The 22,763-nt window shown below is 73.8% G+C and carries 20 protein-coding genes; 16 read left to right on the top strand and 4 right to left on the bottom strand.

Features of this window, described 5'->3' with window-relative positions; translation table 11 throughout:
• Positions 1-196: 196 nt before the first annotated feature.
• The 3 genes from H1226_RS10345 to H1226_RS10335 all read left to right on the top strand — a co-directional run bounded on the left by H1226_RS10345 (position 197) and on the right by H1226_RS10335 (position 4,188).
• Complete coding sequence (locus tag H1226_RS10345) at positions 197-1,342, top strand: NtaA/DmoA family FMN-dependent monooxygenase (RefSeq protein WP_258348730.1); 1,146 nt, start codon at positions 197-199, stop codon at positions 1,340-1,342.
• Positions 1,343-1,406: 64 nt separating this feature from the next.
• Positions 1,407-2,633 carry an acyl-CoA dehydrogenase family protein gene (locus H1226_RS10340; protein WP_258348727.1) on the top strand — a complete coding sequence of 409 codons (1,227 nt, stop codon included), beginning with the start codon at positions 1,407-1,409 and terminating at the stop codon, positions 2,631-2,633.
• 295 nt (positions 2,634-2,928) lie between these two features.
• A complete protein-coding gene (locus H1226_RS10335; protein ID WP_258348723.1) occupies positions 2,929-4,188 on the top strand; it encodes an ROK family transcriptional regulator in 1,260 nt (419 codons plus the stop codon).
• Here the strand turns inward: H1226_RS10335 and H1226_RS10330 are convergent.
• Entirely contained in the window at positions 4,139-4,435 is a 297-nt protein-coding gene (locus H1226_RS10330) for an SDR family oxidoreductase (RefSeq protein ID WP_258348721.1), read from the bottom strand. The two genes, H1226_RS10335 and H1226_RS10330, sit on opposite strands and share 50 nt — an antisense overlap.
• 69 nt (positions 4,436-4,504) lie before the next feature.
• A complete protein-coding gene (locus tag H1226_RS10325; protein WP_258348719.1) occupies positions 4,505-5,437 on the bottom strand; it encodes an amidohydrolase family protein in 933 nt (310 codons plus the stop codon).
• Positions 5,438-5,486: 49 nt separating this feature from the next.
• On the opposite strand from H1226_RS10325, the gene H1226_RS10320 reads away from it, so the two are divergent.
• Positions 5,487-5,987, top strand: a complete 501-nt coding sequence (locus tag H1226_RS10320; protein WP_309148799.1) for a MarR family winged helix-turn-helix transcriptional regulator — start codon at positions 5,487-5,489, stop codon at positions 5,985-5,987.
• A 70-nt stretch (positions 5,988-6,057) separates the two neighbouring features.
• Positions 6,058-7,341 carry an alpha-hydroxy-acid oxidizing protein gene (locus H1226_RS10315; RefSeq protein WP_258348717.1) on the top strand — a complete coding sequence of 428 codons (1,284 nt, stop codon included), beginning with the start codon at positions 6,058-6,060 and terminating at the stop codon, positions 7,339-7,341.
• Between the two features lie 19 nt (positions 7,342-7,360).
• Here H1226_RS10315 and H1226_RS10310 read toward each other — a convergent pair whose 3' ends face one another.
• Positions 7,361-8,896 carry a GMC family oxidoreductase gene (locus H1226_RS10310; protein ID WP_258348716.1) on the bottom strand — a complete coding sequence of 512 codons (1,536 nt, stop codon included), beginning with the start codon at positions 8,894-8,896 and terminating at the stop codon, positions 7,361-7,363.
• 320 nt (positions 8,897-9,216) lie between these two features.
• Between H1226_RS10310 and H1226_RS10305 the strand changes: the two genes are divergently transcribed.
• From H1226_RS10305 to H1226_RS10270, 8 genes are all read left to right on the top strand, one after another.
• Complete coding sequence (locus H1226_RS10305) at positions 9,217-9,915, top strand: FadR/GntR family transcriptional regulator (RefSeq protein ID WP_258348715.1); 699 nt, start codon at positions 9,217-9,219, stop codon at positions 9,913-9,915.
• A gap of 119 nt (positions 9,916-10,034) precedes the next feature.
• A complete protein-coding gene (locus H1226_RS10300; protein ID WP_258348714.1) occupies positions 10,035-10,901 on the top strand; it encodes an NAD(P)-dependent oxidoreductase in 867 nt (288 codons plus the stop codon).
• 65 nt (positions 10,902-10,966) lie between these two features.
• Positions 10,967-12,286 carry an MFS transporter gene (locus tag H1226_RS10295; RefSeq protein WP_258348713.1) on the top strand — a complete coding sequence of 440 codons (1,320 nt, stop codon included), beginning with the start codon at positions 10,967-10,969 and terminating at the stop codon, positions 12,284-12,286.
• Entirely contained in the window at positions 12,283-13,164 is an 882-nt protein-coding gene (locus H1226_RS10290; RefSeq protein WP_258348710.1) for a transketolase, read from the top strand. The genes H1226_RS10295 and H1226_RS10290 overlap by 4 nt, the downstream gene beginning before the upstream one ends.
• Positions 13,161-14,153, top strand: coding sequence for a transketolase family protein (locus H1226_RS10285; protein ID WP_258348707.1), 993 nt, complete (start codon positions 13,161-13,163; stop codon positions 14,151-14,153). The genes H1226_RS10290 and H1226_RS10285 overlap by 4 nt, the downstream gene beginning before the upstream one ends.
• Before the next feature lie 164 nt (positions 14,154-14,317).
• Positions 14,318-14,551 (top strand): DUF805 domain-containing protein, encoded by a 234-nt coding sequence (locus H1226_RS10280; RefSeq protein ID WP_258348705.1) that lies wholly within the window; start codon positions 14,318-14,320, stop codon positions 14,549-14,551.
• An 89-nt stretch (positions 14,552-14,640) separates the two neighbouring features.
• On the top strand, positions 14,641-15,801 hold the full coding sequence (locus H1226_RS10275; protein WP_258348703.1) for an MFS transporter: 1,161 nt from the start codon (positions 14,641-14,643) through the stop codon (positions 15,799-15,801).
• Positions 15,801-16,229, top strand: a complete 429-nt coding sequence (locus H1226_RS10270; protein ID WP_258348702.1) for a Dabb family protein — start codon at positions 15,801-15,803, stop codon at positions 16,227-16,229. Before H1226_RS10275 ends, H1226_RS10270 begins: the two co-directional genes overlap by 1 nt.
• Here the strand turns inward: H1226_RS10270 and H1226_RS10265 are convergent.
• Positions 16,219-18,813, bottom strand: coding sequence for a LuxR family transcriptional regulator (locus tag H1226_RS10265; RefSeq protein ID WP_258348701.1), 2,595 nt, complete (start codon positions 18,811-18,813; stop codon positions 16,219-16,221). The two genes, H1226_RS10270 and H1226_RS10265, sit on opposite strands and share 11 nt — an antisense overlap.
• Positions 18,814-19,439: 626 nt before the next feature.
• On the opposite strand from H1226_RS10265, the gene H1226_RS10260 reads away from it, so the two are divergent.
• The 3 genes from H1226_RS10260 to H1226_RS10250 are packed head-to-tail and all read left to right on the top strand — an operon-like array spanning position 19,440 to position 22,726.
• Positions 19,440-19,709, top strand: a complete 270-nt coding sequence (locus H1226_RS10260) for a hypothetical protein (RefSeq protein ID WP_258348700.1) — start codon at positions 19,440-19,442, stop codon at positions 19,707-19,709.
• On the top strand, positions 19,702-20,343 hold the full coding sequence (locus H1226_RS10255; protein ID WP_258348699.1) for a DUF6879 family protein: 642 nt from the start codon (positions 19,702-19,704) through the stop codon (positions 20,341-20,343). The genes H1226_RS10260 and H1226_RS10255 overlap by 8 nt, the downstream gene beginning before the upstream one ends.
• Before the next feature lie 22 nt (positions 20,344-20,365).
• Positions 20,366-22,726, top strand: a complete 2,361-nt coding sequence (locus H1226_RS10250; RefSeq protein ID WP_258348698.1) for an ATP-binding protein — start codon at positions 20,366-20,368, stop codon at positions 22,724-22,726.
• Positions 22,727-22,763 lie beyond the last annotated feature (37 nt).

Genomic DNA, 22,763 nt, shown 5'->3' with positions numbered 1-22,763 from the left:
GCCGTTGCCCGGCTCCCGCCGCTGCCGGGGGAACGACGAGATCCGCCGCGCGAGCCGGATCCCGCGAGGTGCGGAGGGGGGCGGTGTTCGCGGCCGCGCCAAGGGTTGCGATCAGGTAGATGCGAAACCTCGGCGCGGCGGCGGTCCGGCTCTAGCGTCGGCGGGAGCCGGGCCGTCGCGCCGAGGAGGGAATCCGATGCCCCGCCCCTTGCAGTTCTCCGCGTTCGTCATGAACACGACCTCGCACATCGCCTCGGCGATCGCGCACGCCACCTCGGAGCTGGGGATCGCGATCACCAGTTCGGTGCTGCAGGAGCACCCGTTCAACTTCGCCCGCAAGATCTCCACGCTGGACCACGCCTCGCGCGGCCGGATCGCCTGGAACATCGTCACCAGCCTGTCGCCGAACGCGTGGCGCAACTTCGGCTACGCCGACATCACCCCGCACGAGGAGCGGTACGCGTGGGCCGACGAGTACGTGGACGTGGTGTACAAGCTGTGGGAGGGCTCCTGGGACGACGGGGCGCTGCCGCAGGGCAGGGCGTCCGGGGTGCACGGCGACTTCAGCCGGATTCACAAGATCCACCACGAGGGTGCCCGGTACCGCGTCGAAGGACCGCACCTGGTGGCGCCGTCGCCGCAGCGCACCCCGCTGCTGTTCCAGGCGGGCTCCTCCCCCACCGGCCGCCGGTTCGCGGCCCGCAACGCGGAGGCCCAGTTCATCCAGTCTCCCAGCCCGGCGGATGCGAAGGCGCTGGTGGACGACACCCGGCGGCTCGTGGCCGAGGCCGGCCGCCGGGCGGGTGACCTGCGGTTCTTCCAGGGCCTGTCGTTCGTCATCGGCAGCACCGAGGCCGAGGCGCGGCTGCGCGCCGACGAGCTGGACGAGTACCTCGACGACGACGCGATCATCGCGCACGCGGCCGGCGGCATCGGCGTGGACCTCGGGCACTACGACCTGGACACCCCGATCGGCGACATCGAGTCGGAGGGGTCCCGCAGCCACCTGCTGTGGTTGCGGGAGGCCGTGCCGGACCGGGAGCCGACGGTGCGCGACCTCGCGCGGCTGCGCACCCGGAACAGCCGCGTCGTCGGCACCCCCGAGCAGATCGCCGACCGGCTCGACGAGTGGCGGGCCGCCGGGGTCGACGGCATCAACGTCATGAACTACACGATCCCCGGCAGCTACCTGGAGTTCATCGAGCACGTCACGCCGGTGCTGCGGGACCGCGGGCTGGCGCAACGGGAGTACGCCCCCGGCACCACCCGCCGCAAGATCACCGGCGCCGACCTGCTCGACGAGCACCACCCGGCCGCCGCCTACCGGGGCGCGTTCTCCTGACCGCCCGCACGCACCGCATTCCCCGCCGCAGCGCGGCAGACCCTTCGAACGGTGAGGAGCCGAAGTGACCGCCGAAACCACGATCGCCGCGCCCGCGGACCCGGTGCTGCCGGGTTCCCCCGAACTCGCCGCGCTGATCACCGAGATCGCCGCCGGGGCCGAGGAGCGCGCGGCCAAGGACCGCAACGCGCACGAGCAGATCGACTGGATCCGCCGGGCGCGCCTCGGCGCGATCACCCTGCCCGCGTCCGAAGGCGGCCCCGGTGCCTCGGTGCGGCAGCTGCTGTCGGTGGTGATCGACCTGGCCGAGGCCGATCCGAACGTGGCGCACGCGCTGCGAGCGCACTTCTGGCAGGTCAACGAGCTGCTGCGCGCGCTGCCGCCCGGCCCGCGCAGGCAGCACTGGCTCGACGAGGTCCGCGCCGGGAAGCTGTTCGGCAACGCCAACAGCGAACGCGGCGGGCAGGCGGCCGGGGCGTTCTCCTTCGCCACCGGGCTCACCCGCACCGGGGACGGATTCCGGCTCAACGGCGAGAAGTTCTACTCCACCGGCACCCTGTTCGCCGACCACATCGGGGTGTCCGCGCAGCTCGACGAGAACTCGGTCGCGGCCGTGCTGGTCCCGGTGGGCCGCGAGGGGGTGACCGTCCTGGACGACTGGGACGGCATCGGGCAGACCCGCACCGGCACCGGCACCACCGTCTTCGACGACGTGCGCATCGAGGAGCACGAGGTGATCGACGTGCGGGTCACCGACGGTTCGCCGCGGCCGACGAGCGACGTGGCGCAGCTCCAGCTGTACCTGCAGGCGATCATCGCGGGCGTCCTGCGCAGCGTGGCCACCGACGCCGCCGCGCTGATCCGCGGCCGTTCCCGCTCGTTCCAGCACGCGCCGACCGCCTCGCCCGCCGACGACCCGATCCTGCACGCCGAGGTCGGCCGGATCAGCAGCGCCGCCTACGTCGCCGAGGCCGCGGTGCTCGCCGCCGCCGACGAGATCGACGCCGCCTACCGCAGCGAACGGCTCGGTTCGCCCGACCCGGCGCTGTTCGCGGCGGCCTCGCTGGCCGCGTCCAAGGTGAAGGTGCACGTGGACGCCATCGCGCTGCGCGCGGCGACCGACCTGTTCGAGGTCGGCGGCGCGTCGGCGGCGAGCCGCTCGCGGAACCTGGACCGGCACTGGCGCAACATCCGCACCCTCACCCTGCACAACCCGACCGCCTACAAGGCGGCCGTGGTCGGCGACGTCACCGTCAACGCCACCCCGCTCCCCGTCAACGGCTACTTCTGATCCCACCAGGTGAACGGCCCACCGGCCCCGCCACGCTGGGCGGATCGGCCGTTCACCCCTGCCGCGGTTCTCACCTGGCGGAACGGGGTCGTGCCGGTGCGGTAGTTTTCGCCCGTGCCCGGCAACCCGACCGCTCCGCCTGAGGTCACCTACGTGACCGTCGCGCTCGCCTGCCGCCTGCCGCTGGTGCGGGTGCTGTGTCGCGGTTCGTCGCCGCTCCGCTGACGAATCCGCCGACCGCACGGTGCCACCGGGCCGTTCGCCCGGGTGCCGTCCTCCCGTTCCCGAGGACCCCATGCCCGCAGCACTGCACGCGCTCCCCCCTGTCCGCGACACCGGTCCGACCGTCATCGCCCCCGGGCTGCGGATCGTGGACGCGCCCGCGGCCGCGGTGCTGCGGGTCGCGCGGCGCGAGGGGCCGGTGTTCCGCGACGTCGCCGCCACCCGCACCGGGCTCAGCGCGCCCACGGTGAACCGGCACGTCGCCGCGCTGATCGAAGCCGGGTTGCTGCGGGAGCGCACCGACCTCGCCCCGGCCGGAGCGGTCGGGCGGCCGCGCCTGCCGTTCGAGCTGCGCCGCGAACCGCACCTCACCGCGGGAGTCCACATCGGGTTCCGCACCACCACGATCACCGCGCACGACCTGCACGGGCGGGTGCTCGGCGGGATCCGGACGCGCACCGGCGGCGGGGACGCCGGTGAGGTGCTGCGCGCGATCGGCTCGCGGGTGCACCGGTTCCTCGCGCGCTGGCCCGGCCGGACCCCGCTGTGGGCCGGGGTCGCCCTCGGCGGCCGGGTCGACGACCTGGGCCGCGTCGACCACCCGCTGCTGCGCTGGCGGGCCGCCCCGGTCGGCGAGCTGATCGGCGAGCAGCTGGGCCTGCCGGTCTCGGTGGCGCCGCACGTGGAATCGATGGCCGCGGCGGAGCTGTCGTTCGGCCCGGCGGACGACCCGCACGGCAGCACGCTGTACTGCTACGCCCGCGAGATGATCGGAGTGGCGCTGACCATCGGGGGAGCCGTGCACAACCCCAGCACCGGCCCCGGCGGGCTCGGCCACCTGCCGTCCGGTCCGACCGAGCTGCTGGACCCGCACCGCACCGGCAGGCTCTCCGACGCGGTGAGCGACACTGCGCTGGTCGCGGCGGCAGGCGCGCACGGGCTGGAGGTGCGCACCACCGCCGCGCTCGCCGAGCTGGCCACGGGCGGGGACGCGCTCGCGACGTCCCTGCTGCGAGAACGCTCCCGGGTGCTGGGGCGTGCCATCGGGCACATCGCGGACGTGGTCAACCCGGATCGGATCGTGCTCGGCGGGCAGGCGTTCACCGAGCACCCGGCGGCGCTGCGCGAGGTGGCGGGGGCGGTGGCCGAGCACTCCGCGGTGCCGCGCGACCTGCGGCTCACCGCCGCCGGGGACGGCATCCAGCAGCAGGCGGCGGCCGCGGTGTCGCTGGACGTGCTCTACGCGGATCCGCTCGGCGCGCTGCGCCACCACGCCCGCGCGACTAGTGGGCGCGGACCAGGCCGCCGTCGCAGCGCAGCTGCGCACCGGTGATGTAGGACGCCGGAGCGCTCGCGAGGAACAGCACCGCCGCCGCGTACTCCTCGGGCGTGCCGAACCGGCCCGCCGGGATGTCGGCGCGGGAGGCGTCGCGGACCGCGTCCGGAGTGACCCCGCGGCGGGCGGCCATCGCCTCGTTCATCGAGCTCAGCCGTTCGGTCTCGATCCGGCCCGGCAGCACCAGGTTCACGGTGACGCCGTCGGCGGCGACCTCCGCGGCCCGTCCTCCTCGATTCCCCACCCCACTCCGGCCGGGTGAGTGGCCCGTTAGCCCACTGTGGCTGGTCGAACGGGCCACTCACCCAGGGGGTCAGGAGTGGCGCGGGAGGAGGCGGGCGGCGTTCTCGCGGTCCACGGCGGCGTGGTCGATCACCGGTGAGGCGTCGAGTCGTTCGGTCATGGTGGTGGCGATGTCCGCCGGGGCGTAGGGGAAATCGCTGCCGAACAGGATGCGCTCGGGGTCGGCGAACGCGGTCAGCCCGGGCAGCGCGTACGGCGAGGCGGACAGCGCGGTGTCGAAGTAGCAGCGGCGCAGGTCGGCGATCAGGTCCGCGGTGCTCCGCTCGCTCCCGGCCATCTCCAGGCAGGCCGCGATGCGCTCCACCGCGTAGGGCAGGAAGCCGCCCGCGTGCGACAGGATGACCTTCAGGTCGGGGTGGCGGTGCAGCGTGCCGCTCGCGGCGAGCTTCGCGGCGGCGCGGGTGGTGTCGAGCAGGAAGTCCGCGGCGAACGGCGGGATTCCGGGCACCGGATCGGCCGGCAGCGCCGAGGGGTGCACGAACACGACGGCGCCGCGCCTGCCGAGTTCGGCCAGCAGCGGTTCGAACGCCTCGTCCCCGAGGTAGGTGCCGCCGCTGTTGGCCAGCAGCACGACCCCGTCGGCGCCCAGTTCGTCGAGCGCGTGCTCGGCTTCGACCAGCGCCCCGTCCACGTCGGGCAGCGTGAGCGTCGCCCAGAAGCCGAACCGGCCGGGGTGGTCGCGGACGAGCTCGGCGCAGTGCTCGTTGAGGGCGCGCGCCAGGTCGCGCCCTTCCTGCCCGGGCCACGGTTCGACGCCGGGGGTGGTGACGGACAGGATCGCGGTGCTGATCCCGTTGCGGTCCATCAGGTCCAGCGAGGCCTGCGGGCTCCAGTCCGGCAGGTGCCTGCCGCCGGCCGCGTCGGAGCCGACGCGCTGCAGGGCTTCCCGGTAGACGGGCGGCACGACGTGGTGGTGGACGTCGATGCGTTGTGCCGTGGACATGACCGCCTCCTATTACTTAGCTTGCTAACCAACGGCTACGCTAGCACCCATGAGCGGACCCGCCCAGGAACCGGACTCCAGCCCCGACGAACCGGGCCTCGACGAACCCGGGGTCGACGAGCTGGCGCAGGCCGCCGACGCGCTGTTCCTCGCGATGCGCCGGGCCAGGGCCGCGCACGCGGCGGGCGTCGAAGGGCTGTCGCTGGCCCAGCTGGCCCTGGTGCTGCCGCTGGCGACCGGCGCCGAACTGCCGGTGAGCGACCTGGCCGCGGCGGCGGGCGTCACCCTGCCCACCGCGACCCGGATGCTGAACCAGCTGGAGGGCAAGCGGCTGGTGGCGCGGCGGCGCAGCCCCGAGGACGAGCGCCGCGTGCTGATCAGCCTCACCGAGCGCGGCACCACGGCCCTGCACCGCCTGCGCGAGCAGCGCCGCCGCGAGCAGGCCCGCGGCTACGCCGCGTTCACCCCCGAGGAGCGGCTGCACCTGGCGGCCCAGCTGGAACGCCTCACCGACATCATCAACTCCGGCTACCGGGAGCAGCTCGACTGATCCGCTGTGGACCCGGGCCCGGCCGGACGGCGATGATCGGGCCCACCGGCGACCTCGGGGAGGAACCACCGTGTCCGAAGAGACCGCGCAGGCCGGGTTCGGCCGCGCCCGCCAATCCGCGATCTACGGCGCGGGCGTGTCGGGCCGCAGGCCGCGGGTGCCCACCGACCACCGGGAGCTGGAGCGGCGCGCGCGACGCGCCTGCTCGCCGCGCGCCTGGGCGTACGTGGCGGGCGGCGCGGGCACCGAGGCGACGATGCGGGCCAACCGGGCGGCGTTCGACCGCCGGTCGATCGTGCCGCGGACGCTGCGCGACGTGTCCCGGCGGGACCTGGGCGTCGAGCTGTTCGGGCGCCGCATCCCGGCTCCGGTGCTGTTCGCGCCCGTGGGCGCCGTCGAACTGGTCCACCCCGAAGCGGACCTGGCCGTGGCGCGGGCCGCCGCCGAGCTCGGGTTGCCGTACGTGTTCTCCAACCAGGCCTGCGTGCCGATGGAGGACTGCGCGGCCGCGATGGGCGACGCGCCGCGCTGGTTCCAGCTGTACTGGAGCACCGACGAGGACCTGGTGGACAGCCTGCTCGCCCGCGCCGAGCGCAGCGGCGCGGAGGCCGTGGTGGTCACGCTCGACACGACCATGCTGGGCTGGCGCCCGCGGGACCTGGACCTGGGTTCGCTGCCGTTCGCGCGCGGCGAGGGCATCGCGCAGTACACCTCGGATCCGCGCTTCCGGGAGATGGTGCGGGAACGGGTGGCGCGCGGCTCCGGCGGCGAGGACGTGCGGATCACATTCGCCGCGGTGCGGGCGCTGCTGTCGATGAGCCGCCGGTTCCCCGGTCCGCTGCTGCGAAACCTGCGCTCCCCGGAGCCGCGGGAGGCGGTGCGCACCTTCCTGGACACCTACTCGCGGCCGTCGTTGACCTGGGCCGACCTGGCCTCGCTGCGGGAGCGCACGAAGCTGCCGATCGTGCTCAAGGGCGTGCTGCACCCGGACGACGCCCGCCGGGCGGTGGACGCCGGCGTGGACGGCGTCGTCGTGTCGAACCACGGCGGGCGCCAGGTCGACGGATCGGTGGCCGCGCTGGATGCGCTGGCGGAGATCGCTCCGGTCGTCGGCGCGGAGCTGACGGTGCTGTTCGACAGCGGGATCCGCTCCGGCGGCGACGTGGTCAAGGCGCTCGCGCTGGGCGCGGACGCGGTCTGCGTCGGCCGCCCCTACGTGCACGGGCTGGCGCTGGCGGGGGCGGCGGGGGCCCGGGACGCGGTCGCCGACATCGTCGCCGAGCTGGACCTCACCCTGGGCCTCACCGGCCACGCCTCCCCCGCCGAGCTGACCCCGGACGTCCTCCGCGGCTGATCGGGCGGACCCGCGCCCGCTACGCGCCCCGGATCGATTCGGCGATCTTCTCGCCGACGAGGACGGCGGTCAGGTGCGGGTTGGCGCGCGGCAGCCACGGGAACACGCTCGCGTCGGCGACCCGCAGCCCGTCGACGCCGAGCACCCGGCCCTGCGGGTCGACGACCGTGTCCGGCCGGTCCGGGTCGCCCATCCGGCAGGTGCCCGCGGCGTGCGCGGTGTCGCTGACGTTGGCGAGCGCGAACTCGGCGAACTCCCGGTCGTCCATGTCGGTCGCGGGATCGACCATGCCCGCGCCGAGCCCCATCGCCACGCTGATCTTCCGCAGTTCCGGTTGCGCCGCGAAGGCGCGCAGCTCGTCCACCACCACGCGCAGCCGCCGCAGGTCCCGCTCGTCGGAGAGCAGGTCGAACGCCACGTCGGGGTCCGCGGCCGGATCGGTGCCGGTGATGCGGACCCGCCCGGTCGAGTGCACCCGGTTGTTCCAGCCGAGAACGCCCGCAACGGGGACGCCGATGCCGAGCGCGCCGGGCGCCGCGAGCATCCCGTCGTTGATCTCGTCGCCGACGCCGGTGGTGAACCGCAGGCACAGCTGCCCGCGTTCGGGCAGGCCGCCGTAGTCCGGTGGTTCGTGCAGCGCGAGCGCCAGCAGGATCGCCGGGTGGTCCTGCAACCCGTCTCCCACCGGCAGGTCGGCGACCGGCCGGATGCCGAGCTCGCGCAGCTCCGCGGCGGGTCCGACGCCGGAGCGCTGCAGGATCGCCGGGGTGTGCACGGCACCGGCGGCGAGCACGGTCTCGGCGGCGCGGTACTCCACCGGCTCACCACCGATGATCGCCCGCACCCCGATGGCGCGGTTCCCGGCGAACCGGATGCGGTCGACGAGCGCGCCGCCGATGACGTGCAGCTCGGCCCGCTCCCGGTTCGGTTCGAGGTAGCCGTCGTTGGTGGACACGCGCCGGTCGCCGATCGCGTTGAACGCGTACGGCGACACCCCGGTCGAGCCGGGTGCGTTGTGGTCCGGCGCCCACGGGTGGCCGCGCCGCTCCGCGATCCGGTCCAGGGCGGCTTCGACGGTGGCGAAGTCCTCCCGCCGCGGCCGGCGCACCGGGATGGGGCCGCCGGAGCCGTGGTAGGGCCGGTCGGCGAAGTCGTGGTCGTCCTCCAGCCGGTTCAGCAGCGGCAGCACGTCCTGGTACCCCCAGCCGGTGCACCCCTGCGCGGCCCAGCCGTCGAGGTCCTCGACGGTCGGCCGGATCGCGAACAGCCCGTTGACCGCGGAGCTGCCACCGACGCCCCGGCCCCGCACGTAGCGCGCGGGCCCTTGCACGGCGGACCGGGACGCGCACAGCTCGGGGAACGTGTGGGTGGCCGCCAGCTGCTCCACCAGCTTGATCTTGCCGGGTTCGACGCCGCGGATCTCGGGTGGCGTGTCGGCGGAGCGGTAGTCGGGGCCCGCTTCGAGGAGCAGCACGCGCCGTCCGTCGTCCTCGGCGAGTCTCGCGGCCACCGCCGCCCCCGCGGACCCTGCTCCGATGATGATCGCGTCGTACATCGCCCCTCCTCCGCCGGCGCCCGCGCGGACGCCGGTTCTCGATCTCCCCGGTGGCAGGAGAAACCATGCCGCCACGGCACGCGCAACGGACTGTGCGCCAGCTCACCGGTTTCAGCTTCCGTCGCAGGTGAACGGCGCACCGGAACGCGGCATCCGGACGAACGGGACATCGGCCGGCCGCGGCAGGCCCGGGCGGCGGGACTCGGCCGCCGCGACCGGGAAGCGCGTCGGCCGCCGCGGAAAGGTCGGACCAAATCGTTGACAGGTCTCCCGGCCGCGCTTAACGTACCCGGCATTGGTCCTACCAAAGGAGGTGTCCAGTGGGTGTCGATCTCTCGTTCCTGGTGCGCAGCCTGGCCGAGCAGGCCACTCCCGAACCGGGCACGGACCTGCTCCGGCTGCCGACCGAGCGGGAGCTGGTCTCCTCGCTGGACATCAGCCGGGGCGCGCTGCGCGAGCAGCTGTCGATGCTGGAGATGCTGGGTTTCCTGACCCGCACCCAGGGCCGCGGCTCCTACCTCGGCGTCCCGGACGCCGGTTTCATCCAGCTGTACTTCGACCTGTCGAACGAACTCGGCCAGCTCGGCGGCGGCCAGTTCCGCTCCGCCCGGGAGATGCTGGAGATCAGCATGTCCGAGGCGGCTGCGCGGCTGGCGACCGCCGACGACGTCGAGGTGCTGCGCGACCTGGTCGACGAGATGGTGCGCGCGAGCGCGGCGGGCGAGGACGACCGCGCGCTGGAGGCGGACCTGGACTTCCACCGCCGCCTGTTCACCATCGTCGACAACCCCATCTTCACCTTGCTGCACGACGGGCTGAGCCACGTGCTGCGCGACGAGGTGGTGGACCGCCGCCGGGTCGCCGTCGCACGCGCTCCCCTGGCGCCGGGCGAAGAACGGGTCATCGACACCGTCCACTACGGAATCGTCGACGCCGTCGAGAACCGCGACGGCGAAGCGGCGCGGGCCGCGATGCGCCGCCACTTCGAGGTCTGGTCCTCGCTGACCGGCGAGAGCTGACCGCACCAGCCACCCCTGGGCCGGAGCCGATCACCCGGCACGCCCACCCAGCACCGCACCCGAGGTCCGGGTGCCGGTGCGCGCTGCCCGCTCCCGGGCCCGAGCAGGAGGTTTGTCAGATGAGTGAACCCGATGTCGTGTTCGTCGGTATCGGGGCCATCGGCCGGCACATGGCGAGCAGGCTGGTCGCCGCCGGCCGCGCGACGACCGCCGTCGACCCGGGCCCGTCCGCGCGGGAATGGGCTGCGGCGCAGGGGATTCCGGCGGTCGCGTCGATCGCGGAGGCACCGCGCGCCGAGTTCGTCGTCGTGATGGTCGCGACCCCGGACCAGCTGGCCGCCCTCGTCGACGAGGCGTTGCGCCGCAACGACCTCGACGGGCAGCGCTGGATCGTGATGAGCACCGTCGGCCCGGATTCGGTGCGGGAGCAGGGATCCCGGCTCGCCGCGGCCGGCGCGCTGGTGCTCGACGTGCCGGTGACCGGCGGCGTGGCGCGGGCGCGCACGGGTGAGCTGACGCTGTTCGCGGCCGGGAACCCGGCGACCGTCGCCGCCGCCCGCCCGGTGCTGGAGCGCTTCGGCGCGGTCCGCGAGGTCGGCGAGCGCATCGGCGACGGCCAGGCGATCAAGGTGGTGAACCAGCACCTGTGCTCGGTGCACATCGTCGCCGCCGCCGAAGCCCTGTCGCTGGCCGGAGAACTCGGCCTGGACCGCGAGCAGGTGCTGTCCCTGGTCGAGTCCGGCGCGGCCGGGTCGTGGATGCTCTCCGACCGCGGTCCGCGGATGCTGCGGGGCACCGACGTGGAGGTGACCAGCACCATCGGCATCTTCGTCAAGGACAGCAACCTCGTCGCCGACGCCGCCCGGCAGGCCGGGGCGGACACGCCGTTGCTGGACCTAGCCCGGGAGCGCTACGAGCGCGCCGCCGACGCCGGACTGGGCGCGCGCGACGACTCGCGGGTGATCGAGACCTACCCCGCGCCCTGACCCGTTCTTCCCCGCACCACGCGGAAATCCCTGCGTCCCCTGCGGTCGCTGCAAAGGAGCAGACCATGTCCGCTGCGCCCACCACCGGACCACCGCGCGACAACCCGGCGAAGGTGTCGGTCGCGTCGATGATCGGTACCGCGGTCGAGAGCTACGACTTCTTCATCTACGGGACCGCGTCGGCGGCCTACTTCGGGTCGGTGTTCTTCCACACCGGCAACGAGCTCATCGGCGTGCTGGCCTCGTTCGCCACGCTCGCCGTCGGCTTCTTCTTCCGCCCGCTGGGCGGCTACCTCGCCGGGCACTACGGGGACCGGCTGGGCCGCAAGACGGTGCTCATGTGGTCGCTGGCGATCATGGGTCTGGGCACGGTGCTGATCGGCGTGCTGCCGACGTTCGCCCAGGTCGGGGTGCTGGCACCGGTGCTGCTGATCCTGCTGCGGATCGTGCAGGGCATCGGGTTCGGCGCCGAGTGGGGTGGCGCGGTGCTCATGTCCGTGGAGCACGCGCCCGAACGCAGGCGCGGGTTCTTCGGCGCGGTGCCGCAGATCGGCATTCCGGCGGGCCTGCTGCTGGCGAACGGCGCGTTCCTCGCCTCGGAGGCCCTGTTCGACGGCGACTGGGTGTGGCGGGTGCCGTTCCTGGTGTCGATCGTGATGGTCGGCGCGGGCATGTTCATCCGGATGAAGATCTCCGAGTCCCCCGACTTCACCGCTATGAAGGACGGCGGCGAGATCCACGCGACCCCGGCGCTGGAGGTGCTGCGCCGCGACTGGCGGGTGATCCTCAAGATCGTGGCGCTGCGGCTCGCGGAGACCGGCGGCTACTACATCACCACCAGCTTCCTGCTCTCGTACGTGGTGCTGGCCGGGCTGGCGGACAAGCAGCACGTGCTGGTCGGCACCATCGTCGGTTCGGCGCTGGGCCTGCTCAGCCACCTGCTGTTCGGCGCGCTCTCGGACCGGATCGGGCGCAAACCCGTGTTCCTGCTCGGATCGGTGTTCACCATCGCCTTCGGCATCCCGATGTTCCTGCTGGTGAACACGGGCGCGGGCATCGCCGTGGTGGTGGCGGTGTCGCTGGGGCTGCTGCTGAGCCACGACCCGATCTTCGCGGTGGAGTCGTCCTGGTTCTCCGAGCAGTTCCCGCGGGACGTGCGCTCGTCCGGGATCTCGCTGGGCTACAACGGCGCCTCGATGGTGGCGGGCCTGCTGCCGTTCCTGGCGACCGCGCTGTACGGCGTCGCCGGCTGGCTCGGCGCGGCGCTGCTGTTCGTGCTGCTGGGCGTCGTCTCCACCGCCGCGGCCGCGTTCACCGCGGAAACCGCTCCCGCGAAGTTGCCGGACACCGATCCGGCCCCCGGAAAGGAAGTGAGGACCGCATGACCGCACCGAGCGAGTCGCGCGCGGAAGGTCTCGCCGCGCGCGCGGATCGGGTGCGCCACGCCGCGTACCGGATGCGCCACCACATGCTGAACATGGGCGAAGTGCAGGGCCAGGGCTACGTGGGACAGGCGCTGGGCGTCGCCGACGTGCTCGCGGTGTCCTACGTGGACCAGCTGCGGCTGCGCCCGGCCGACCCGCACTGGGCGCAGCGGGACCGGTTCCTGCTGTCCACCGGCCACTACGCGATCGCGCTGTACGCCGCGCTGGCGGAGGCCGGGGTCGTTCCGGTGGCGGAGCTGGAGACCTACGGTTCGGACGGGTCGCGGCTGCCCATGTCCGGCATGGCCTCCTACACGCCCGGCATGGAGATCTCCGGTGGGTCGCTCGGCCACGGTCTGACCGTCGCGGTGGGCATGGCGCTGGGGCTGCGGCTGCGCGGCGAATCCCCGCGGGTGTTCAACTTCCTCTCCGACGGGGAGCTCGACGAGGGCTCCACCTGGGAGGCCGCGATGGGTGCGAAGCACCACCGGCTGGGGAACCTGACCGCGATCGTGGACATGAACGCGCTGCAGGCCGACGGGAAGACCGAATCGGTGCTCAGCATCGAACCGGCCGAGGAGAAGTGGGCGGCCTGCGGCTGGTTCACCCAGCGCGTCGACGGCAACGACGTCGAAGCACTCCTGGCGGCGTTCGACGCGGCCGCCGAGCAGGCCGGGCCGGAGGGCGCCCCCTCGGTGATCCTCTGCGACACGAAGATCGGCCGGGGCGTCCCGCTGCTGGAATCCCGCGAGAAGGCCCACTTCATGCGGATCGACGAGCACGAGTGGCAGCTGTGCCGCGACCAGCTCACCGCCGGTTTCGAAGGAGCGAGCGCATGAGCACCCCCACCACGAAGCGCCTCACCACCTCGGCGATGATCGCCTCGTTCGCCGACCCCGGGCAGCGGACCGCGCCCGCCCCGTTCGGGCACGCGCTCGCCGCGCTCGCCGAGCAGGACCAGCGGATCGTCGGTCTCACCGCCGACCTCGGCAAGTACACCGACATGCACGTGTTCGCCGAAGCCCACCCGGACCGGTTCTTCCAGATGGGCATGGCCGAGCAGCTGCTGTTCGGCGCCGCGGCCGGCATGGCGGAGGTCGGCCTGGTGCCGTTCGCCTCCACCTACAGCGTGTTCGCGGCGCGGCGGGCGTACGACTTCCTGTGCCTGGACATCGCCGAACCGAACCTGAACGTCAACATCATCGGCGGCCTGCCCGGGCTCACCACGGGGTACGGCCCGAGCCACCAGGCGACCGAGGACGTCGCGATCTTCCGGGGCATGCCGAACCTGACCATCGTCGACCCGTGCGACTCGGTGGACATCGAGCAGGCGGTGCCGCAGCTCGCGGCCTCGGACGGGCCCACGTACCTGCGGCTGCTGCGCGGGAAGGTGCCGACGGTGCTCGACGAGTACGACTACGAGTTCCGGCTCGGCAAGGCATCGGTGCTGCGCGGCGGCAACGACGTCGTGTTCGTCTCCAGCGGGCTGATGACGATGCGCGCGCTGCAGGCCGCGCAGGACCTCGCCGAGCACGGCGTGGACGTGTCGGTCGTGCACAGCCCCACCATCAAGCCGTTCGACTCGGAGACCGTGCTCGCCGAGCTCGGCGGCGGCAGGCTCGTGGTGACGCTGGAGAACCACACCGTCGTCGGCGGCCTCTTCGAGGCCCTCGCCGCGGAACTGGCCAAGGGCGGCGTGCAGCAGCGCGTCGTCCCCATCGCCCTCCCCGACGAATTCCTCGACGCGGGAGCCCTCCCCACCCTCCACGAACGCTACGGCCTCGCCCGCACCACCATCGTCGACAAGGTCCTCACCGAACTCGGGTGAGGTGGTGTCCCGCTGAACTTCGAACGCCCGGCCGGTGCGGTCCGGCCGGGCGGCGGGTGGGCGGCGTGAGCGAGCGGCCGGGCGAACCGCCTCCGCGTGCCTCCGTTCGAGTGCTGATCTCCGATTTCGGTGCGGGGGCGGGGATTCGGTCGGACACTGCGTCGGTGCTGGCAGATGATCCGGGCGACGTCGAGCCCGCACCGCGACCCCCGCAGCCGCGGGGCACCTTCGCCGCCGTCGCGTACGGAGGTTTGATCCCGTTCGTCGCCGTCGGCATCCGGCGGCTGCACGACACGGGCCGCAGCGGCCGCCGGTGCCTGCCCGCCTGCGCCTGCCTCATCGTGCTGATCTCCTGGGCGGAGCCGAGCCGACCGCACGTGGACCAGTACGGCCCCTGATCGCGCGAACCACCTAGCCGTCCGCCGCGTTCGGCCTAGGTGATTTTCGCCGACGCGTTCCGCCCGCGGCCGGTGCCAGGGTCGACGTCGTGAGTGGAACGACGGTTCAGGGAGCGCCGACGCGGGCGGCGCGGGCGACGGTGCTGGGCGCCGCCGGGTTGACGATCATGTCGGCGGCGCTGATCGCGCCGAGCCTGCCCGCGATGACCGGCGAGTTCGCGGGCGCCGACGTGCTGGTGCGGCTGGCGTTGACGATCACGTCGCTGGCGATCGCGATCAGCGCGCCGATCTCCGGTGCGGTCGCCGACCGGCTCGGCCGCCGTCCGCTGCTGGTCGGCGCGCTGGCGCTGTACGCGGTGGCGGGCACTGCGGGCTACTTCGCGACCGGCCTGGGGCCGCTGCTGGTGACGCGGGTGCTGCTCGGGGTCGCCGTCGGCGGGCTCATGACCGCGATCAGCGCGTTGATCACCGACTGGTTCGACGGGGGGCGTCGCGCCGCGTTCCTCGGGATGCAGCAGGCGGCCGCGAGCCTCGGCGGTGTCGTCTTCCTGCCGCTGGCCGGGGTGCTGGCGGCGGTGCACTGGCGACTGCCGTTCTGGCTCTACGCCGCCGGTGCGCTGGTGCTGCCGTTCGCGCTGCGGACGGTAAGGGGAATTCCGCGCACCGCGGGCCCGCCCGCCGCCGGTCGGGCGCGGAACAGCGGGCGCATCGGCGGGATCTACCTGCTGGCGCTGGTGGCGACGCTCGTGTTCTACATGGCGCCGACGCAGCTGCCGTTCCTGCTGGCCGGTTTCCACCTCGGCCCGGCGGTCACCGGTGCCGTCGTCGCGTGCAGCACGCTGACCGGCGCGGTCGGCGCACTGGCCTTCCCGGCGTTGCGCGGCAGGCTGGCCCCGCGCGTGCTCACGGCGGGCAGCATCACCCTGCTCGGACTGGGCTGGGTGGTGATCGGCACCGCCGGTTCCGCCGGGCCGGTCGTGCTCGGGCTGCTCGTCGGCGGCGTCGGCGTCGGGCTCGTGGTTCCCGACCTGAACCTGCGGCTCGCCGAGGTAGCGGCGCCCGCCAGGCGCGGGCGGGTGCTCAGCGGACTGGTCACCGGCATCTTCCTCGGCCAGTTCCTGTCCCCGCTGGCCGCGCAACCGCTCATCGAGGTGGCCGGGATCTCCGGCGCCTTCACCTGGACCGGCGCGGCGCTGGCCGCGGCCGGGTGCACCGCGACGGCGCTGCACCGGAACGAGAGGAAATCCTGATGATCTACCACGGAAACCGGTTCACCTTCCGGGCCGACGCGGACCCGGAACGCGTCGAGGAGGCCCTGGAGAGCCTGCGCAACCAGGGCCGGACCATCCCGGCGGTGCGGTCCTTCGTCGTCGGCCCGGACCACGGCGGCGACTACGACTACGGCGCCGTCTTCGTGCTGGCCGACCTGGACGGCTACCAGGAGTACCTGGTGCACCCGGCACACCTCGCCACCGACCGCGTCGGGTTGCCGCTGGTGGACAGGTTCGCGTCGTTCGACATCACCGACGACCCGGACCCCGGGCTCGCCGAGAAGATCGCGGAGCTGCACCGGCGGCGGTACGACGGCATGCCGGACATCGCCGCGCTCGTCTCCGGCCTCGGCGAGTACCGCGGCAGCGCCGCCCCCGGCCCGCACGGCGAGCGGGTCAGGCAGTGACTCCGGGGAGGTCGCGGAGCTGCCGGCGCGAGCTGACGCCGAGCTTGCGGAAGATGTTGCGCAGGTGGGCGTCGACCGTGCGCGGGCTGAGGAACAGCCGTTCCGCGACCTCCTTCGACGTCGCGCCCGTCGCCACCTGCCGCGCGATGTGCCGTTCCTGGAGGGTGAGCTCCGCGGCGGCGGACGCGGGGCGCCGGGTCACCCGTCCACCGGCCGCGCGCAGCTCGTCGGCGGCACGGTCGGCGAACGCGGTCATCCCGAGGTCGGCGAGTTCCCGGTGCGCGGCACGCAGGGTCTCCCGGGCGTCGAGCCCGCGGTTCCGCCTGCGCAGCCATTCCCCGTACAGCAGCCGGGCCCGCGCCCGGTGCGGGGCCGCCGGGGAACGGTCGAGGTGGTCGAGGGCTTCCCGGTAGTCGTCCTCGTCCCCGCTGATCAGCGCGCGGGCGCAGGCGGCCACGCCGAGGCCCCACGGCGAGCCACCGGCCCGGGTCCGTTCGGCGAGCGAGTCGGCGGCGGCTTCGGCGGCGGCCCGCGCACCGCAGCGGGAGGCGGCCTCGACCAGTTCGGGCAGCGCGATCCCGGCGAGGAACAGGTCGCCGGGCACGGTCGCCTCCTCGGCCGCGGCCAGCGCCGCCCGGTAGTCGCCGCGCCCGTTGTGCAGCAGCGCGGTGGCCCAGTGCAGGTTGGCGGCGAGCTGCCCGCCGCCGTCCCCCTCGGCGCCCAGCCGGGCCAGTTCCGCGTGGTCCCCGCGCATCGCGGCCAGGTGCAGGCGCGGATACCGCAGCGGCGGTTCCCCCGCGGCGTCGGCGATGGCCTCCTCCTCGGCGATCGCCGACGCGGCGGTGGCGAAGTCACCGGCGAGCACGGCACCGGACGCGGTCTGGGCGAGGCCGAGCCGCACCACCATCGGCGAGCCGGAGGTGCGGCCCGCCCGCACGATCCGGCCGGTGACGTCGGCGTGCGCGTCCAGGTCCCACAGCTCGGCCGCGATCATGGCGGCCAGCGCGGGGCGGGCGGCGATCGCGGCGTCGTCGGCGACGGCGGCGCGCAGCAGCGGGCCCGCCGCCCGGTGGCCGCGGGTCTCCAGCGCCACCAGCGCGTCGAGTACGTCCGGCGGCCCTGGTGCGGGTGCGGCGGCGGCCAGCACCGCGTCGAGCACCCCGGACGCCCGGCCGACGACCAGCGCCATCTCCAGCGCGTCCAGGTGGTGCTCCCGGGACACCGCCGGGTCCACTTCGGACACGCGCTGGGCGGCGCGGAGCATGAACGCCGGGCCGTCGTCGCCGCCCGCGGCGAACGCGATCCGGCCGCGCAACAGGTCGGCTTCGGCACGCCGCCGCTCGTCGAGGCCGCCGGTGTCCGCGGTCGCGAGCAGCTCGGCCGCCGCCTCGACGCCGCCCGCCGCGAGCCGCGCCCGCACGGCCGCGAACGTGCGGTCGGTGCGGCGCACCGGGTCCAGCGACAGCGCCGCAGCGCGTTCGAGGACGGTGGCGGTCGCCGCGACACCGCCGCGCGCGCCGGCGCGGGCCGCGGCCGACTCCAGCTCCGCGGCCACGTCCTCATCGGGGCCGGTGCCGGACCGGCCGCGGTGCCAGGCGCGGCGGTCCGGGTCGGCGACCGGGTCGGTGACGGCGGCGAGCGACCGGTGCGCGGCGTGGCGCTGCTCCGCGTCGGCGGCGCCGAGGACCGCGGACCGGGCCAGCGGATGGCAGAACCGGACCCGGGTGCCAAACTCGGCCAGTCCGGAGGCTTCCACCGCCGCGGCCGCCCCGCCGTCGATGCCGAGCCGGTGGGCCGCGGCCCACACCGGCACCGGATCCCCGGCCGGTTCGGCGGCGGCGACGACCAGCAGCGCCCGGGCGGTCGCGGGCAGCTGCGCGAACCTGGCGCGGAAGGAGCGTTCGATCCGGTGCGGCACGGACGAGGTCACCGGCGGATCGCCGTCCTCCCCCGGCAACTCCAGCAGGGCCAACGGGTTCCCGCGCGCCTCGGCGAGGATGCGGTCCCGCACCTGCTCGTCGAGCGTGGCGCGCACCAGCAGACGCGCCTGCGCCTCGGGCAGGCCGCCGAGCACCAGCCCGGGGAGTTCGTCGAACCCGTCCCGCGCCGCGAACACCATCACCACCGGTTCTTCGGCGATGCGCCGCGCGACGAACGACAGCACCTTCGCCGAGGCGTGGTCCAGCCAGTGGGCGTCGTCGATCGCGCACAGCACCGGCCGTTCCCGCGCGGCCGCGCCGATCAGCTCCAGCACCGCCAGCCCGACCCGGAACACGTCCGGCGCGCCCGCCGAGCCGAACGCGTCGCGCAGGGCCGCGGGCACCTCGGCGGCCCGGCCGAGCAGCGGCAGGCACAGCTGGTGCAGCCCGGCGAACGGCAGCTCCGCTTCGGGCTCGACCCCGGAGGCCTCGACGACCCGGAATCCGTCCGACCGGCGAACCCGGTCGAGCAGCGCGCTCTTGCCGATGCCCGGCTCCCCGCGCAGCACCAGCGCGCCACCGCGCCCCTCGGCCGCGGCACGGGTCAGCTGCTCCAGCCGGCGAAGTTCCTCGTCCCGCCCGACGAGCGGCGGCACCGTGCGCATGCGGCGAGATTACCGGCGTGGCGGGCGGCGAGGCGCACGCGATCCCCGATCCCGGCCGAAGCGCCCGTCGACCGGAACGCCGTCCGAAAGCCGTCGGCGGACTCCGCGCCGAGCTCGGCCGCGGGTTCCACGTCAGGTGAGTGGCCCATTCGACCCATCAGACGAGTCGGGTGGGCCATTCACCGGTGGGGATTGGGCGGTGCGGCGGTGGGATTTTCGCATTGTGCGCGTTTGGTCGAAGATGCGTAACGATCCCGCTGCGCGGGACGAATTCACCGACACAGGTGCTACCTTCGGTGCACCATGAGTATTCCGGGCTGCTTATGCAGGCGCCAGGGGGCGCCAGCCGCGGATACTTCGCTCTCAGACCGTGCAGATTTCGCGGACGAAACCGCACGCGTGCAGCATTTCTCCACCAATCAGGCATTAATCCCGCTCATCCGAGTGACGCGGAGCAATAGCATCCCCGCCCCCGTTCGCCACGTCTTTACAATGGAGATCTCCAGGCGATCGAACCATAAAGCGGGAAGTTTCCAACACGGCAGTGATCGAGGAATACTTCCCCGAACGAGGCTGCTTTCCGTGGCCTTGTCCCGCCGGGTCCATGATCAGCGGAGGGGATGACCATGCCACGACCCTGGGAAGCGGACGCGTCCGCGACCTTTCGAAGAAGACTGGGCAGATCCGCGCTGGAACTCGGCCACACCGACGACGAACCGACCTGCCCGGACATCTGGGAACTGGACAACGGCGACGTCGCCGTGATCGGCCGCGACCTCACCGACTCCTACGCGGGATCGCTGCCGGACGGGGTGAACGTCGGATTCGACGAACGTCTCGTCGTCATCCCCGGATCGATGCTCCGGTCCGCGAAAGGGGACATCCCCGATGACTGACGCGACCTCGATCACCGGATGCCCCGCTTCGATCACCGGGGACGAGCTGGCGCTCGACGACTACCTCGCCGATTTCCGCGACCGGTTCTGGAACCGCAGCAACACCGGAGCGTGGAAGTTCGAACGCAGGCAGGTCTTCCGGCAGCCGGAAAGCGCCAGCTGGAAAGCGTTCGACGACGGGGATTGGGATCGGTCGCTGCGACTGCTCGAAGAACGGCGGCCGAAGCTGGTGGACTACTTCGACCGGGTCGAAGCGCACGGGTTCTCCGTGCGCCGCGTCCGGGTGGTCGAGGAACCGCTGAGCCCCTACCTGATCTGGGAGCTGAACTCGTTGCTGATCCGGCACGAGTCCGGCGCGTCGATCAGCGTGGTCGATGCGGCGGCGCTGGCGGAGTGGGAACGCGACGGCCCGCTGCCGGAGATCTTCGTGCTCGGCCCGGACACCGTCTACGAGGTCCGCTACGACGCGGACGGCGTGGCGGCGGGCGCGGTGCGGTGCGTCGACGGGCCGACCGCGCAACGCTGGGCGACGTTCATCGATTCCCTGCACCGCAGCGGAGAACGGATCGACGCGTTCTTCGACCGGGCGGTGCGGGGGCTGCGCCCCGCGGGTCGCCGAGCGCCCTCGGCCTGACGTCGGAACCGGGGGTGGTGCCATGCCTGCGCGGGGCGGCGACGAGTCCAGGAACGAGCTCTCCGGCGCGGCGCACGAGGTCGTCCAGGCCGGACTGGTCAGCGGCGGCATCCACTTCCACGGCCCGCGGCGCCCCGAAGACGGTGTGCCCCGGCAACTGCCCGCCGACGCACCGGGATTCGTCAACCGGCACGCCGAACTGGACCAGCTGGATCTGCTGCTGCCCGATGGCGAGGCCGGTCGCACGACGGCGCCGTGCGTGGTGGTCGGCACCGCCGGAGTCGGGAAGACGTCGCTGGCCGTGCACTGGGCCCACCGGATGGCGCCGCGGTTCCCGGACGGGCAGCTGTACGTCAACCTGCACGGCTACGACCCGGGTCCGCGGGTCACGCCCGATCAGGCGCTGGAGCGCTTCCTGCGCGCGCTGAACGTGCCCGGGGCGCAGATCCCGGCCGATCTGGAGTCGCGGGCCGCCCTGTTCCGCTCGCTGCTGGCCGGGCGCCGCATGCTGGTGGTGCTGGACAACGCGGCCACCGTCGGGCAGGTGCGGCCGTTGCTGCCGGGCGGCGGCGAATGCCTCACCTTGATCACCAGTCGCAGCAGGCTGTCCGGGCTGGTCGCGCGCGACGGCGCGCGGCGGGTGACGCTCGGCGTGCTGCCCGAGCAGGAGGCGGTCCGGTTGCTGCGGAGCCTCGCCGCCGGGCACCGCGGGCCGGACGACGACGCGGAGCTCGACGAGCTGGCCCGGTTGTGCGCGCGACTGCCGCTCGCGCTGCGGATCGCGGCGGAACGCGCGATCAGCAGGCCGGCCGCGCCGCTGCACGACCTCATCGAGGAGTTACGGGACGAATCCGCGTTATGGGACGCGCTGACCGCGGGCGATGACGACGACGCTGATGCGGTGCGCTCGGTGTTCGCCTGGTCCTACCGGGCGCTGTCGAAGGACGCGAGCCGCCTGTTCCGGCTGCTCGGCCTGCATCCCGGGCGCGAGTTCGGGTCGGCCGCGGCGGCCGCGCTGGCCGACGTGCCGGTGAGCCGCGCGCGGCGGCTGCTGGACGACCTGGCCGGTGCGCACCTGCTGGAGCAGCCGCGCCCGGACCGGTACGAGTTCCACGACCTGCTCCGCGCGTACGCCACGGACCAGGCCCGCACCGAGGAATCCGCCGAGACCGCTCGCGCCGCGCTCGACCGCGCGGTGCGCTGGTACGCGGGTTGCGCCGAACGGGCGGTGCGAGTGCTCGCCCCGGGGCATCGGCGCCCGCCGGCCGAGGAGCCCGGCGCCGCGATCCCGGAGTTCACCTCGCCTGAGGACGCGTCGCAGTGGTTCGAGCGGGAGCGGGTCAACCTGGTGGCCGCCGTGCGGGCCGCCGAAGCGGCGGGCCTGCACGAGGCGGCGTGGCGGCTTCCCGCGCTGCTGCGCGGGATCTACGCGGGCCGCAACCAGTTCGACGATTGGTTCGCCACCAGCACCATCGGCCTCGGGGCGGCTCGCGCGTCCGGGGACCGGCACGCGGAAGCCGACATGCTGGAGAGCTTGGGCAAGGCGCACACCCAGTCCGCGCGGCGCGCCGAAGGGATCCGGTTCCAGCTGGCCGCGCTCGACCTGCGCCGGGAGCTCGGGGACCGGGCGGGCGAGCTGGCCTCCACCAACGCGGTGGGCATGGCGCACCTGCGCGGGCACGAGCTGGAGCAGGCGCTGCGCATGTTCGAGCGGACCCGGCGGCTCGCGACCGGTGCCGAGGACGAGTACTGGATCGCGGTGTCCACCAACGGCATCGCGAACGTCCACTTGGGACTCGAAGGGTTCGAGGAGGCCGCCGGACTGCTCCGCGACGCGGTGCGCCGCTACACCCGGCTCGGCTCGCCCGGCGGCAGGGGCGACGCGCTGCGCGGGCTCAGCCACGCCCACCGGGGGCTCGGGCGCCCGGACGACGCGCTGGGCTTCGTCGAGGAGGCGCTGGCGATCGCCCACGAGCACGGGAACCGGGCGTGGCAGGCGTACTGGTCGCTCGAACTCGGGCGGGTGGAGGCCGATCTCGGCCTGCCGTCCGAAGCGCTGGTGACGTTGCAGCGGGCCGCCGCGCTGCAACGCAGGCTGGGCGACCACGCCAGGGAGGCCGAGGTGATCGACGCGACCGGCGCGGTCTACTCGGCGCTGGACCGCGCCGAGGAGGCCGTCGGGTTCCACCGGCTGGCGGCGAACTCCTTCCGCGAGCTCGACGACCGCTGGCAGTGGGCGGTCGCCTTGGACCACCTCGCCACCGCGCTCGACCGCTGCGGGTCCGACGAAGCCGGAGACCGTCGTGCCGAGGCGGCGGATCTGCTGGCGGAGTTCTCCGACCCGGTGGCCCAGCGGATCCGCGCGCGTCTCCTCGAACCGTGAACCACCCGGCCCGCCCGGCGGCGCGGATCCGGCCAGG

The sequence above is a fragment of the Saccharopolyspora gregorii genome, assembly GCF_024734405.1.
Lineage (GTDB): Bacteria > Actinomycetota > Actinomycetes > Mycobacteriales > Pseudonocardiaceae > Saccharopolyspora_C > Saccharopolyspora_C gregorii.
This window is presented reverse-complemented; position numbering and strand designations above follow the sequence as displayed.

Excerpts from the sequence above, each read along its gene's own strand:
- H1226_RS10335 (WP_258348723.1), top strand. The coding sequence starts at position 2,929 with ATGCCCGCAGCACTGCACGCGCTCCCCCCTGTCCGCGACACCGGTCCG.
- H1226_RS10290 (WP_258348710.1), top strand. The coding sequence starts at position 12,283 with ATGACCGCACCGAGCGAGTCGCGCGCGGAAGGTCTCGCCGCGCGCGCG.
- H1226_RS10265 (WP_258348701.1), bottom strand. The coding sequence starts at position 18,813 with ATGCGCACGGTGCCGCCGCTCGTCGGGCGGGACGAGGAACTTCGCCGG.
- H1226_RS10310 (WP_258348716.1), bottom strand. The coding sequence starts at position 8,896 with ATGTACGACGCGATCATCATCGGAGCAGGGTCCGCGGGGGCGGCGGTG.
- H1226_RS10255 (WP_258348699.1), top strand. The coding sequence starts at position 19,702 with ATGACTGACGCGACCTCGATCACCGGATGCCCCGCTTCGATCACCGGG.
- H1226_RS10325 (WP_258348719.1), bottom strand. The coding sequence starts at position 5,437 with ATGTCCACGGCACAACGCATCGACGTCCACCACCACGTCGTGCCGCCC.
- H1226_RS10260 (WP_258348700.1), top strand. The coding sequence starts at position 19,440 with ATGCCACGACCCTGGGAAGCGGACGCGTCCGCGACCTTTCGAAGAAGA.
- H1226_RS10285 (WP_258348707.1), top strand. The coding sequence starts at position 13,161 with ATGAGCACCCCCACCACGAAGCGCCTCACCACCTCGGCGATGATCGCC.
- H1226_RS10270 (WP_258348702.1), top strand. The coding sequence starts at position 15,801 with ATGATCTACCACGGAAACCGGTTCACCTTCCGGGCCGACGCGGACCCG.
- H1226_RS10295 (WP_258348713.1), top strand. The coding sequence starts at position 10,967 with ATGTCCGCTGCGCCCACCACCGGACCACCGCGCGACAACCCGGCGAAG.
- H1226_RS10320 (WP_309148799.1), top strand. The coding sequence starts at position 5,487 with ATGAGCGGACCCGCCCAGGAACCGGACTCCAGCCCCGACGAACCGGGC.
- H1226_RS10250 (WP_258348698.1), top strand. The coding sequence starts at position 20,366 with ATGCCTGCGCGGGGCGGCGACGAGTCCAGGAACGAGCTCTCCGGCGCG.
- H1226_RS10300 (WP_258348714.1), top strand. The coding sequence starts at position 10,035 with ATGAGTGAACCCGATGTCGTGTTCGTCGGTATCGGGGCCATCGGCCGG.
- H1226_RS10345 (WP_258348730.1), top strand. The coding sequence starts at position 197 with ATGCCCCGCCCCTTGCAGTTCTCCGCGTTCGTCATGAACACGACCTCG.